This window comes from Streptomyces canus (assembly GCF_030815415.1).
GTDB classification, from domain to species: Bacteria; Actinomycetota; Actinomycetes; order Streptomycetales; family Streptomycetaceae; genus Streptomyces; species Streptomyces canus_F.
Genome location: NZ_JAUSWW010000001.1, coordinates 10,098,827 through 10,111,544, shown reverse-complemented (window position 1 = coordinate 10,111,544; position 12,718 = coordinate 10,098,827). Strand labels below are relative to the sequence as shown.

11 protein-coding genes and 2 pseudogenes are annotated in these 12,718 nt (G+C 67.6%); 2 read left to right on the top strand and 11 right to left on the bottom strand.

The window, feature by feature from the left end; genetic code table 11:
- Positions 1-31: 31 nt before the first annotated feature.
- Entirely contained in the window at positions 32-589 is a 558-nt protein-coding gene (locus QF037_RS47240; protein ID WP_307036344.1) for a CGNR zinc finger domain-containing protein, read from the bottom strand.
- A 205-nt stretch (positions 590-794) separates the two neighbouring features.
- On the opposite strand from QF037_RS47240, the gene QF037_RS47235 reads away from it, so the two are divergent.
- On the top strand, positions 795-1,418 hold the full coding sequence (locus QF037_RS47235; RefSeq protein ID WP_307036341.1) for a LysE family translocator: 624 nt from the start codon (positions 795-797) through the stop codon (positions 1,416-1,418).
- A 24-nt stretch (positions 1,419-1,442) separates the two neighbouring features.
- Here the strand turns inward: QF037_RS47235 and QF037_RS47230 are convergent.
- From QF037_RS47230 to QF037_RS47220, 3 genes and pseudogenes are all read right to left on the bottom strand, one after another.
- Positions 1,443-2,282 (bottom strand): annotated as a pseudogene (locus QF037_RS47230) (IS5 family transposase).
- A gap of 79 nt (positions 2,283-2,361) precedes the next feature.
- Positions 2,362-3,243 carry a TIGR03620 family F420-dependent LLM class oxidoreductase gene (locus QF037_RS47225; RefSeq protein ID WP_307036339.1) on the bottom strand — a complete coding sequence of 294 codons (882 nt, stop codon included), beginning with the start codon at positions 3,241-3,243 and terminating at the stop codon, positions 2,362-2,364.
- Positions 3,240-4,160 carry an NmrA/HSCARG family protein gene (locus QF037_RS47220; RefSeq protein ID WP_307036337.1) on the bottom strand — a complete coding sequence of 307 codons (921 nt, stop codon included), beginning with the start codon at positions 4,158-4,160 and terminating at the stop codon, positions 3,240-3,242. The genes QF037_RS47225 and QF037_RS47220 overlap by 4 nt, the downstream gene beginning before the upstream one ends.
- A gap of 168 nt (positions 4,161-4,328) precedes the next feature.
- On the opposite strand from QF037_RS47220, the gene QF037_RS47215 reads away from it, so the two are divergent.
- Positions 4,329-4,874, top strand: a complete 546-nt coding sequence (locus QF037_RS47215; protein ID WP_307036335.1) for a TetR/AcrR family transcriptional regulator — start codon at positions 4,329-4,331, stop codon at positions 4,872-4,874.
- Positions 4,875-4,986: 112 nt separating this feature from the next.
- Here the strand turns inward: QF037_RS47215 and QF037_RS47210 are convergent.
- The 7 genes and pseudogenes from QF037_RS47210 to QF037_RS47180 form a co-directional block, all read right to left on the bottom strand.
- Positions 4,987-5,407, bottom strand: a pseudogene (locus QF037_RS47210) (Ku protein); the annotation flags it as partial.
- 452 nt (positions 5,408-5,859) lie between these two features.
- Positions 5,860-7,476 carry a glycosyltransferase family 39 protein gene (locus tag QF037_RS47205; RefSeq protein WP_307036332.1) on the bottom strand — a complete coding sequence of 539 codons (1,617 nt, stop codon included), beginning with the start codon at positions 7,474-7,476 and terminating at the stop codon, positions 5,860-5,862.
- Positions 7,477-7,493: 17 nt separating this feature from the next.
- The gene (locus QF037_RS47200) at positions 7,494-8,297 is read right to left on the bottom strand and encodes a class I SAM-dependent methyltransferase (protein WP_307036330.1); all 804 of its coding nucleotides are present in this window, start codon (positions 8,295-8,297) and stop codon (positions 7,494-7,496) included.
- Positions 8,298-8,376: 79 nt separating this feature from the next.
- Positions 8,377-9,348 (bottom strand): transporter, encoded by a 972-nt coding sequence (locus QF037_RS47195; protein ID WP_307036328.1) that lies wholly within the window; start codon positions 9,346-9,348, stop codon positions 8,377-8,379.
- Complete coding sequence (locus QF037_RS47190) at positions 9,345-10,256, bottom strand: ATP-binding cassette domain-containing protein (protein WP_307036326.1); 912 nt, start codon at positions 10,254-10,256, stop codon at positions 9,345-9,347. Before QF037_RS47190 ends, QF037_RS47195 begins: the two co-directional genes overlap by 4 nt.
- Entirely contained in the window at positions 10,253-10,723 is a 471-nt protein-coding gene (locus tag QF037_RS47185; protein WP_307036324.1) for a GntR family transcriptional regulator, read from the bottom strand. The genes QF037_RS47190 and QF037_RS47185 overlap by 4 nt, the downstream gene beginning before the upstream one ends.
- A 302-nt stretch (positions 10,724-11,025) precedes the next feature.
- Complete coding sequence (locus QF037_RS47180; RefSeq protein ID WP_307020561.1) at positions 11,026-12,288, bottom strand: IS110 family transposase; 1,263 nt, start codon at positions 12,286-12,288, stop codon at positions 11,026-11,028.
- Between the last annotated feature and the right edge of the window lie 430 nt (positions 12,289-12,718).

The following is a 12,718-nucleotide window of genomic DNA, read 5'->3' as shown; positions in this document are numbered from 1 at the left end:
GCATGGAAATGATCAGTCGGCGAGGCTCCAGCTATTTGCGCTTGTTGGCGAGGAAGCGTGCCTTCTTCTCACGATTTCCACACGTATTCATGTCGCACCATTTCCGTGTGCCGCCTCGACTGGTGTCCAAGAAGGCGGCTCGGCATGTGGGTGATGCACACAAGGAGATCTTTCCCTCTCGCTCTCCCGCAAGGAGACTGATCGCATCGGCGGCGATCACGCTGAGCGCATCTTCTACGGAAGAAGAGCTTAGCCGCCATTTCCGGCCGCCCTCGGACGTCAAGATCGCCGAGGCCAGACCCTGAATACTGCAGTCATTGATGACTTGGACGGCTGAAGAGGGAAGCGGTTTGTGGCTTGCAACGGCGGTGGCAGCTTTATGAATTGATTCCCTTAGCTCTCGAGCCCGGTCGAGCTGGGACTGGGTGCAGGAGTCGGCCGTGAGTTCATTGACTGCCAACCAGTCTGCGAGGCGGGAGGGTACGGGAATTCGCTCCAGGGTTTCACCGTAACGCTCTGACAGGGTTCCCGTGAAGCTGGTCGCCAGTACTTTACCCAGGCGAAAATCAGGGAAGTAAACAGTAGCCACAGAACCACCTTAGCCGGTTGCCACCTGAAGCGCAACCATGCTAGAACCGTCTTAGGTGGTTCTGCGTCGACTCGGCGATCTCATAGGGTTCTCCGAGGTCCGAAGCAGGTTTCCGGCCGCCTGCTGGGGCGACTCGGGGCGGATCGATCACTGTCGGCGTCGAGGGGCTCCTGGTACGCCACGCCAGAGCCGGAGGTAGTTGACGATGGTGGATTTAGCGGTACTGCCGAGCTACATTGCGGTGATCCTGCTCTTTCTCGCTCCGCCCGGGCCTGATATGGCCTACATGCTCGCAGTGGGTCTTGAAGGTGGCCGCCTGTCCGCGCTGAGAGCCATCCTCGGTATAGGAACAGGCATGAGTGTCTATGCCGCCGCCGCTGTTGCCGGGATGGGGGAGATCGCCCGATCGCACCCATCGGTGCTTGACGCCGTGAGAATATTGGGTGCAGCGTATCTGCTGTGGTTGGCGTACGTGACAATGCGAAGTGCGCGTCGCGCGATCAGCGGGCACAGCGATATCGCGGCAGGTAGGTGGTATCTGCGAGGAGTGTTAGTCAGCGTGACGAATCCGAAAATAATTCTTTTTTACCTCGCGGTGCTCCCGCAGTTCATAGGGAGTGCAGAGAACCCTGAATTTCAGATGACCCTTCTCGGTGCAATCAACGTCCTGATGGAGATAATTCTTTACGGGTGCATTGGAGTGTTGTCGGGATTTTTTCATACGCGACTCACCGGCTCAACAAAAGCGACAGCTGTGCTGAATTATGCTGCGTGCGCCGTTTATGTTGTGCTGGCAGCGGCGATCTCTGTCGAGATCCTCCTGGCCTAAGGGCGACCGAGGTTAGGCGTCATCTCAGGCGACGTGCAGGCTCGGCCACCGGTAGAGCTTTCTTGCACGTCGAATTAAGGCGCGCACGGTGACGAACGCGGCGGCGAGGTAGAGGTAGAAGTCGACTACTCGGCCATCGCGTTCGAAGCAGCGGCAGATCTTGCCGTAGCCGTTCATCCAGGATTGGGTGCGCTCAACCACCCAGCGCATGCCGACTTTGATCGAAGCGGGCACGCCCTTGCGGGCGATCTCGCCAATGAGGCCGTGGTCGTCGAGGATGCGGCGGCTGGGCTTGCCGTCGTGGGCCGAATCGAGATGCACGGTGGCATTGGTGGGCAGGTTCCCGACCTGGTGCTTGGCGGCTTCGATGGTCGGTTCGAGCAGCACCGAGTCGCGCCGGTTGGCGCCGGCTGAGGCGAGGCCGAGCGGTATCCCGCCGCCGTCGAGCAGGGTGGAACGCTTGAGCCCTTGCTTGGCCCGGTCGACTGGCGACGGCCCTGCCTCGTCGCCCTTGCACGGGGCCTTGGTGTGACAGCCGTCGACGGACAGCTCGGACAGTTCCAGGCCGATCATCTTGTCGTACGCGGTCAGCGCGATGGGGTGCAGTTTGTGTGCCAGCCCCAGGTTGCTCCACTCTCTGAGCCCGTTGCGGATTGTCCAGTCCGAGCAGTCGGCGGTGGCGACTCGTTCGTATCCGGAGCCGTGTACCAGTGCTTCGACAACCAGTCCGAACACCATCCTGTCTGGAACGCGCCGACGGTGGCAGCCCAGCGGATGTGCGGGGTCGAACTCGGGTCGCTCAGGCAGGAGAGCCGAGAACTGTTGCCAGAGAGGCTCAAAGAGAGATCACGGCACGGAGGGCAAGGCATCTCCTCGGCTTGGTCGGCGAACAGGGCGGCCAGGACAGTAGAGCCGCGCCTGTTCGCCCTGTTCCCGGGCCGGGTCAGGGCAGCAGGTGTGCTGCGAGTTGCTTCCACTGCTGTGTGGGCGGTGTGTGGGGTGTGGTGGTGAGGAGGTGGAGGCTGACGTGGTCGGCCCCGGCGTCAAGGTGCTCATGGACGCGGCGGGCGATGTCCTCGGCGGCGCCGTGGGCCACGAGCGCGTCGACGAGTCGGTCGTCGAGCGAGTCCACGTTCTCGTACCCCAGGTCTGGTAGCAGGCCGCGGCGGTTGGGCAGGGCAGCTGCTGCCGTGGTGCGAGCCATTGCGGCGGTGTGCGAGCGGTCCGGGCCCATCACGCACAGCTGGGTGACGGCCAGGAGCCCGGTGGGTCCGAGGGCGGCTCTGGCGTTGCGGGTGTGTTCGACCGGCATACCCAACGAGTTTGCGCCCCAGGTCCGTTCGGCGGCGAGTGCGAGCATGCCGGGGTCCAAGGCCGCGAGCACCCGGTGGGGCGAGGCTGCCGTGGCCGGCGGCCCGAAGGGGGCAGTGTCCAGCGCGTCGAGGTAGGCGCACATGGTGGGCAGTGGAGGGCCGAAGCGGTGGCCGCGGATGTCTTCGGCGAGGCTGGGGTGGCTGTCCCACAGGCCGAGCAGGAAGCGTGCAGGGAATGCCTCCTCAAGGGTGCGCTGTGCGGCGGCGGTCGTCACCGCGTCACGCGCGTAGATGTCCGTGCTGCCGGCTGCCACCACCATCCGGCGGGTCTGCGACAGCAGGATCCCGGCCTGCGCCATCGCTTCCCGCCCCGCCGTCTCGGGGAACCACAAGGTGCCGAAGCCGAGCTCCTCGATCGTGGTCACGGTCTCGCGGACGCTGGCGGCCGAGCAGTCGTCGAGTTCGCCGGCCCAGATGCCGATACGCCCAAGGTGGGGCGTCTGACCGCTCACGCGTCCTGTCCCTGTGCATCCTGGGCGTTGAGGAATGCCGTGATCTGGGCTGCGCCCGTTCGCTCCAGCCAGGTGCGGAAGTCCATCGCGGCGGGGTGGATCCGCCGTGTGGCGGTGATGTCGGCGCGGTAACCGCGTTCGTTCAGCCACTCGTGGGCGAACGCGAACTGCTCGTTGACGGAGCGGATCGTTTCTATCGGGATCTGGGCGTACGGCAGCGGGCGTCCGATGGCCGTCTCGATGTGCGCTGCGATCTGGACCGGAGTCAGTTCGTCGCCAGCCAAGGCCATGGCTCGCCCGACCCACTCCTGGGGCCGGGAGAAGGCCAGGGCGGTAACGAAGCCGACGTCGTCCACAGCCGTGATCTGCAGCGTGACGTCGGGTGCGATACCTGAGACCAGGTTGCCGCCTTGCAGGGCGTATTGACCGGTGTAGTTCTCCATGAAGGACACCGGCCGCAGAATCGTGGCGGGCAGGCCGAGCTTCGCAAGGTGCTGTTCGATGCGCCACTTGCTGATCAGGTTCTGCGGCAACATCTCACTGTCATGGCGGTCCGTGCCGGCGACCGAACTGAAGACGAGGTGCTTGATGCCGGCGGTTTGGGCGGCCTCGGCGATGTTCATTCCCCAGCGAACCTCGTCCTCGGCGGAGAAGTCCACCGCCGTGCCGGGGGAACCCACCGTGGGCTGGACGCTGAACAACCCGTAGGCGCCTTCGGCAGCGTCGACGAGAGAGGAGATGTCCTCCATCTCCGCGCGTACGATCTGCGCGCCGGCGCTCACCAGGGCCCTGGCCGGCGCGCCGTCCGGATTGCGTGTGAGGGCGCGCACCTGCCAGCCGCCGTCGAGTAGATGCCTAGTCACTGCCCGGCCCTGCAGGCCCGTCGCGCCCGTCACCACGATGGTCTTGTCCGTCAACTCCACTGTTTCTCCTGGATCTCGCACGCACCGGGGAGGGCCACCCCAGTAAGTGGGGTGGCCCTCCAGTTAATGCTCGATACAATATGGAGGACCACCCCGGTTAGCAAGCCGTCAGGAGCTCTTGTGTCCCAAGACGCCACCGTGCCGTCCTCGCCCAGGCGTCCCATGCGCGCCGACGCGCGGCGCAACTACGAACGGATCCTGGCCGCCGCCGGGGCCGCCATCGCCCAGCACGGCGTTGAAGCCTCTTTGGAGGAGATCGCGCGCCATGCCGGGGTCGGCTCAGCCACACTGCACCGGCACTTCCCCTCCCGGCAGGCGCTGCTGGAGGCCGTCTTCAAAGACCGGGTGGAGACCCTCTGCGCCAAGGCACGCGACCTCGCGACCGAGCCCGATCCGGGGGCCGCGCTCGTCACCTGGCTCCACGCCGTCGGGGCACACGCCGTAACCAACAAGGGCCTGGGGGCAGCCCTGATGCCTGGCGCCGGCGATCCGACGCTCGGGGACACCTGCCACACGCTCATCGTGAACGCCGGCAGCGAACTACTCGCGCGCGCTCACCAGGCACACGCCATGCGCCCCCAGGTCACCATCATCCAGCTGCTCACACTCGTCGGAGCCATCGCGCTGGCGACCGAACACGACAGTGACGGCGCGGCCGAAACCGACCGCCTGCTGACACTCGTCATCGACGGGGTGCGCCAGCACTGATAGCGCAGAGAAGATCGTCCGACATGACAGGCGAGAACCAGTAGAGCATTTCCATCGCCATGGGATCCCCGGGCTTCCGCAACCCTCGGGCCTATCCTCGGTCGCTCTAAGTGTCGGTGAACTCAGGGCCCTCGAGGTCCTCCCGGGTCATGCGGTCGATGAGGGCGAGCGCCCCCTCGATCTCCTCCTCCGACACCGTCTCGTGCGGCGCGCGACGCCAGCCGGATCCCGGACCTCGTCCGGCCACCGCATCGCATCGCATGCAGCACGATCGCCTCACCGCGTACCCGCAGCAGTCCCAGGCGCTCCCGGCCCGACCAGGCGTACTTGGCGATCGCCACCTTCGACGACCTGCCCAGCGCCTGCAGGAGCAGCCTGTACGGCTTCGCCGCCACCTGCCCGTCCGGCACCAGGTAGTAGCCCTCCGCGATACGGATCGGATCGATCGACTCCAACGGCACGAACGCCTGGATCTCGATGGCCTTCGCCGTCGGCAGCGGCAGCTCCCGCAACTCCGCATCCGAGATCGCCACCACCCGGTTGGCTGCGTAGGTGGGGAATGTCGCCGAGAATCGAGAGCACCGTGGCGTGTCGGGGGCGCTTGGGGCTGTGTCAGTGGCTTCCGCTCGTATCGCCCTGTGACCGTCTATGAAGTGATCGCGCAGCTGCCTGCCCCCGAGATCATCCGTGCCCGCTCGAAGGCAATGGCGATGCTGGGTGCCGTCCTGAGCCCGGAGTGGGAATTTCGGTACCACTCGTATGACACGCAGTGGGCGCCGTCTGAGGAGTTGGCCTCGATGAAGGACGGAAGCGGCAATGACTACGCCGTCGTCTTCTCCGAGTCCGGGGTCTATGCCCAGGCGACTTGCCACGAGTCAGCCATCAACGCCTACCGAGCTCGCCGCGCTGCGGTCCTACCGGCGGGCCATGGGGCACCTTGCCCCGCGCCAGGACCAGGTGTGGGGCGTGGGCGAGGCGATGGTGCTCATCGGGGAGCACCTGGCCAACCGCGGATCGGTTCACGATCTGTGGGCGGCGGGCTGGTCGTGACGCGGGGGGCGTTGCGTTCGTAGAGGGTGATGCTGCGGCCACGTCGGATCGTGGTGGTGAGCCTGGCGAAGTGTTCGTGCAGGACGCGCTGTTTGGCGCGGTCGCGGGCGTTGTGGGCGAGGCCGGTCTCCGCGTCGCTGATGAGGATGATGTGCCGTTCGCGCAGCATTGCGCGTGCTGTGGTGTCGGGGTCGGTCTCGATTCCATGCAGGGTTCCGGACTCGACGGGGCTCTGGGCGAGCGCAATGTCGCGCAGTCCATGGAACGCGCCCGGAGTGACCAGGGCGGTGTCGCGTCGGGCCGAAGGAATGAAGACGACCGCGCCGCCCTGTCCACGCGCTGCGTCCACCGGGATGGCCGCGGCCAGTACGTCGTCGACGCGGCTGGATGGGCTGCGTATGTGCTGTTCCACGGGGAGCAGGGCGAGGAACGCGAGTGCCGTGACGGCGGCGAGTGGAACTTCGGGACGGACGGGAAGGCTCGTGGCGAGTGCGCCGATCAATGCGCCGAGGAGGAGGGCCAGGCCGATGTGGGCGAACAGTACGTAGCGGCCGACGTAGAGGGGCTGCCAGGTGAGCGAGACGACGAGGAGCATCACCTGCGGGACGGCGCACAGCGGGACGGCCACCGCGGCCAGGGTCAATTTCCCCGCCGCAGCCGGAATCGGACCGGCGGGTTCGCGTGCGCGGCGCAGGAGCGCGCAGCCGCCGCCGGCAAGGATGGTGGCTGCGATGGCGTACATCGCGCCGGGGGTAGTGGGCTGTATCCAGGAGACCTGCCTGGATTGGACCTGGCTGGCCAGGACGAGGGGGAGGGCGCCGACTACGGCGGTGCTCGCGGCGAGTAGCCAGCGCGCCCAGGTGGCGCGGTGGGACCGGGCGAGTGCGAGTGTGGCGGCGTGGGCGGGCAGCACGAGCAGCGAGAACCAGTTGAGCAGCGCGCCGAGCAGGACCACGACTGCGTATGCGCTCCAGGTGCCGGTGCACGGGCGGCTCATTGCGGCCACCAGCAGCCAGGACGCGAGCGCGACAGCGGCGGTCACCATCGCGTACGGGCGGCCTTCTTGGGCGTACGTCTGGAAGGTGGGCAGCAGTGCGAGGGCAAGCCCCGCGCCGAGCCCGCTCCATCGGCCCGCGAGCCGGGCGCCGAGGTCGGCGGCGATCGAGGCCGCCGCAGCCATGGCAAGGACGGAGGGTGTCCGCAGCGTCAGGAGGCTGTCGCCGAAGACTTCGAACATCATGTGCATGAGGGCGTAGTACAGGCCGTGGACGACGTCTGCGTGCCCGAGTAGATGCCAGATGTCGGGCAGGCTGCGGTGGGCGACCTGCCAGGTGGCGGCCTCGTCGCGCCACATGCTGTCCTGGCGGGTGATCCCCCAGAGGCCGAGGGTGAGCACGAGGCCCGCTGGCACGGCCGCCGTGAGCGCCCGGCTCGGGCCGGGCCGTGTGATGCGCGGCGGCGGCGCGGACGGCCGCAGGACGACGGGTGGCCGGGGCGTGGTGCCGCTGGGCGGGTCGAGCAGGGTGCCCGGAGACATCAGGGGGGGTGGCATGTCGGATCCCGACTGTCTCAGGTGGTGGGCAGGGCGGAGCGGCTGACGCGTATCTTCGACTGACCGTGCGGGCGCTGCTCCCAGTCGTCCATGAAGCGCGCGTGCAGGCCGTGCTTGCGGGCCAGGGCCAGGAGGGTCTCGGTGCGGTAGTAGAAGTCCTCGCGTAGTACCTGGTGTTCGGTGCCCTCGGTGCGGTCGAAGGTGAAGTCGAAGAATCCGGTGTCGGTCAGCACGCGGCCCACGTGCGCGAGGCATTCCTCGATGACGTTCAGCGGCGAGTGGGAGAACACGCTGTGGGCGTGGATGACGTCGAAGTGGTCGCTGGGCAGGAACTCCAGGGTGAGGTCGCCGGTGATGGTCAGGTGTGGCAGCTTGTCCTGGAGGTGGCGCTCGGCGAGGGTCTTCTTGGCGGCTATCAGGATGTCGGGCGAGATGTCGATGCCGTAGTAGTGGCCGGAGTCGAGGTGGTCGATGAAGCGCCAGCCGCCGCGCAGGTTGCCGCAGCCGATGTCGAGCATGCGGTGTTCGGGGCGCAGCCCGTGCTCGACGAGGTAGTCGAACTGCATCTGCCCGAGCGCCAGCCAGCGGTCGTGGGTCTGACTGCCGACTGCGGCCTCGGGGTTGCGGCGGGTGTCTGAGGCCATCACGGCCCGGTAGTAGCCGACGTGGTCGGGGTGGACCAGGCGCAGCCAGGCGTCCCGGCCGGCCCGGCGCAGGTACGGCATGACGCGGTCGGGGTGGCGTAGGGCGTAGCCGACCTTGTGGGTGAGGGCGGCGCGGTTGTTGCGCAGTTTCTTCGGTGACGTGGCGTCAGCGGGCATGGTGAAGCGACCTCCGTACAAAGGGGGAATCCCGGGTCAGGGAATTTGAAGGTGGGACAGATACGGTCGTGCGGCGTGGTCAGACGCGGCGGCGCAGGACCAGCACGGTGATGGCCGTGAGCAGGAGGGCGAGGCCGCCGAGGACGGCGGTGTCGGTCCACTGGAAGGTCCAGTAGTCGCCTGCCGGATTGGCCTCGTAGAAGCGGGCGACGTATCCGTGCCCGGCCATGCATTCCCTGAGCTGGGCGCCCGAGGGGAAGGGGCAGGTCATCAGGTCGTCCCGTCGGCCGGATGCGGTGACCAGGCCGTAGTGGCCGGCCGACCATTTCTCGCCCATCGGCGGCTTGGGGATACTGCCGGCGCTGGTGTAGGTGTGCGGCGGGACCAGCAGGCGGGTCCTGTGCGTCCACTCCAGCACAAGGATCGTCGCCCCGGTCACCAGGAGCGTCAGCCCCATCGCCTGCAGGACCCGGCGGGCCAGCAGGCCCAGCAGCGTGCCGGCCGCCAGGCCGAAGAGGGCAGCTGCGACGGCACGCGGACCCGAGCCGCTCAGAGCCGTGGGCTCGTACCAGAACAGGCCGTAGCTCCGGTCGGCGGCCGGTCGCCACCACCACGCGAACAGCCACGCGAGCAGGCCGGAGAGGGCCACCGTGGTCGCCGCGGCGAGGGCGAACCGGGAGGCGAACCACTGGCCGCGGCTCACGCCCTGGGCGAGGACCATGCGGTGCGTGCCCAGTTCACGGTCGCGGCCCAGCAGCGGGGCACCCCAGAAGACTCCGACGATGACGGGCAGGGCGATGTTCACCACCCCGAGGTACTGCAGCGGCTCGATGTCCAGCAGCAGGGGCACACCGGTGTCGGGACGCGTGCAGTGAATGGGCCCGCGCCGGCAGTGGTCGAACATCCCGCTGCGCAGGTCGGCCAGCATGCCCGAGCGGGAGTACGCGGCGATCGCCGCGGCCGCGGCCAGAACGGCCGCGCCGATGCTGACCAGCACCCGCTGCTGACGCCACGCGAGCCAGAGGCAGCCGTTCCAGAGTCGCCCCTTCACGCCACCGCCTCCGTCCGCTCGGCGGCCGCGGAGCGCACCGTGTCACCATCCTGAAGGTAGCCGACCAGGATGTTCTCCAGACTGGGCCGCTCGACGTGCCAGTCCCCGCGCAGCGGTCCGCGCTGTCGTACGAGGGCGGTCATCTGTCTGCCGCTAGTCCGGCGCTGTACAACGGTGTGCTGTGCGGCCAGGGTGTCGGCCTGGCCGGCGTGGCCGGTCAGCAGGGCGTGGTTCTCGCGCAGCGCGTCGACGTCGTTGCTCAGCTCGACGCGTCCGTTGCGCAGCAGCAGCACCCAGTCGCAGGTCTGCTCCAGTTCGGGCAGCACGTGCGAGGACAGCACGATGCTCGTGCCGCGCTCGGCGGCCTCGGCCATCAGCGCCGCCATGATCTCGCCGCGCGCCACGGGGTCGAGGTCGGCCATCGGCTCGTCAAGCAGCAGCAGTTCGGGCCGTCTGCCGAGCGCCAGGGCGAGCGCGACGCGGGTCCGCTGCCCGGGGGACAGCTCGCCGACCCGGGCGGTAAGCGGCATGCCTCCCTCGCGGACGGTCCGCTCGGCGGCCGCCTGGTCCCACCTGGAGTTCAGCTTCTCGCCCATCCGCAGGGTGTCCGCCACGGTGAAGCGGGGGTAGAGCGGCTTGTCCTGGGTGAGCAGAGCGACCCGGGCGCGGGCTTCGGGCGTGCCCGGTGCGGCGTCCAGTACGCGTATCTCACCCCAGCGGGGACGCAGCAGGCCGCCGGCCAGGTGCAGCAGGGTGCTCTTGCCGGCGCCATTGCGTCCGACGAGGGCGGTGATGCGGCCGCTGGGCACGGTGAACTCGCAGTCCCGCAGGGTCCAGCCGCCTCGCGCTCGGTACCGGAATCCGAGTCCCGTGGCGTGCAGCGTGGCCGGTGCGTCAGGCCCGGTCATGCGTCCTCCTCTTTCCGCTCCCGGCCGTCCGGGGTGTGCTCGTGTCGCTCATGTGGTTCATGGTGCTCGTGCTGCTCGTTCTCGTGGGCGTCAAGCGCGCCGGTGACCAGGGCGAGGATGTCCTCCCGTTCTAATCCCGCCGCCCGCGCGCGTGCCGTCCAGTCGGTGAGCTCCGTGCGCAGGGGCGAGTCGTCCTCCGCGCCGGGCCGTGCGAGCGACCGCGTCACGAAGGTCCCCAGCCCACGCCGCAGTTCGACCAGGCCGGCCTGCTCCATATCGCGGTAGGCCCGCAGCACGGTGTTGGGGTTGATGGCGGTCAGCGCCACCACTTCCCTCGCCGTGGGCAACTTGTCCCCGACCTTCAACGTGCCCATCCGGAGCGCCCGTTCGGTCTGCTCGACGATCTGCACGTAGGCCGGGACTCCGCTGCCACGGTCGATCCGGTACTCGACCACGTCACCTTCCATAGTTCCAGCGTGGTTCCACTAATGAATTAATACAAGCATGGTGGAGGTGTCGCAGGAATGTCAAAACGGGAGCACCGAGAGCATCTGCGGATCCCGGACCGGCCCCTGGAGCGGCCCCGACTCCACCACGTCCTCCTCGCCAACTCCGCGGCGCGAACATCCCTGGACTTCTCTCCTGGGCGTCCGGCGACGGCTCCCACATCCGGGCATAAAAGGCAGCACCAAGACAGGACGAAGCCCCGTGTCGGCGTACAGGTGAACGTGGCCCTGACACGAAAAGAACCTGCGGTTGAGCTCGGTGGTCAGGCCGTGGCGACGGGTTCGAAGCGGATGGTCAGGCCGAGAGTGTTGGCTTCCTTCAGCATGCGGCGCATGGCGCGTGCTGGATCGCGGCGGGTGAAATAGTCCGCGCCCAGTTCGAGGTAGGGGACGTGGTCGTGGAGCACGTGCCAGACAGCGATGGCGATCTTGTGCATGACCGCGACCAGTGCCCGTTTGCCACCTCGCCGTGCCGAGATCCGGCGGAAGAACACGGCGAGATAGGTGTCCCTGCTTCTGATGGCGGCCAGCGCGGCGACTCCGAGCACGCGTTTGAGATTGGTGTTGCCGTGCCGGGTCCGGCCGGACTTGTTCACCCCTGCCGACTCGTTCTGCCCCGGGCAGACCCCGATCCAGGAGGCGAGGTGATGGGCCGTGGCGAACTGGCTCATGTCTCCGCCGGTTTCGGCGAAGACGATCTCTGCCGCCATGCGCCCGATGCCGGGAACAGTGTCCAGGAGGTCCAGGTCGTGCTCGTGCTCGCTAAGCAGGGTGGCGATACGGGTGTCGAAGACAGCGACCGTCTCCTTGAACCGGTCCGCCTCGTCCAGGTAGTGCTGGACCATGAAGGCGTGGTGGTCGGTGAAGTCGCCGTCCAGTGCCTCGATCAGGGCGGGGATCTTGGCACGGGCCTTGCCGACGGCAAGATCCGCAAGGCGTTCACGGTCGCGTTCACCGGCGACCAGGGCTGCCAGGATCGTCCGTCCGGTCTTCCCGGCCACATCGGTCAGCACGGAGGTGAGCTTCATCCCGGTGTCCTCCAGCTCCTTCTCCAGCCGCTGGATCTCCCGACCCGCAGAACGCAGGAGTTCGGTGCGGCGCCGGGTCAGGTCACGCAGTTCCCGCACCATGCGGCCGGGGACGAAGGACGCCATCACCATTCCCGACGCGCCGGCCCGGGCCAGGAACGCGGCGTCGCTCGGATCGCTCTTGCGGCCCCTGATCCCCTTCAGGTGAGAGGGATTGACCAGCATCAGGTTCAGCTGCGGCTGTAGCAGGTAGTAGACCCCGCGCCAGTAGTCGGCCGTTGCTTCCATGACCACCACGTCGACCTGGCGTTCCACCAGCCAGGCCAGGAGCCGACGTAGTTCGGACCGGGTGGTGCCGAACCGTTCGGTCTCCAGGCTCCATGTTCCCGCCCGAGTCGTACTGGGCGTTCGCACGCAGGCGAGCAGGAACCGCTTGCCCAGGTCCACTCCCGCGGACCGCAGATGGATGACCTCGTCCTTCACGTCCTGCCGACTCATCGCCCGCTCCTGAACACCCGTAGCGAAAACCTGGCGGGAACCCCGGAGGGATCAGGGAAAGAAGCGGAATCTGACACGCGTGCTCCCGGCAGCGGATCACTGCCTTGGCAACAAACCGTGGTCCCCAGCGCGACCCCCATTGCCATCCTGGACAAACGAGCTCACCGGCATCGCAGAGCCATCGGCGTGACCGGGGCACCCACCCCATTTTCTCTCACCCGAGGTGATCAGCGCAGCCATCCCCGTTCCTGGCAAGGCTTTCGTGATGGCGGGCTGTGCCCCCGTGCGCTGGTGACGCTCCGTCACCCCCCGATGGCGGCGGCGAAGCAGCGCCATGAGGATCACGCGATGGCGGAGCAGGGGACTCCGGCTCGGCCCGCCATGATCCGCTTCTGGAGCTTCAGGTCGCAGATGCGGCCTTCGTTGACGC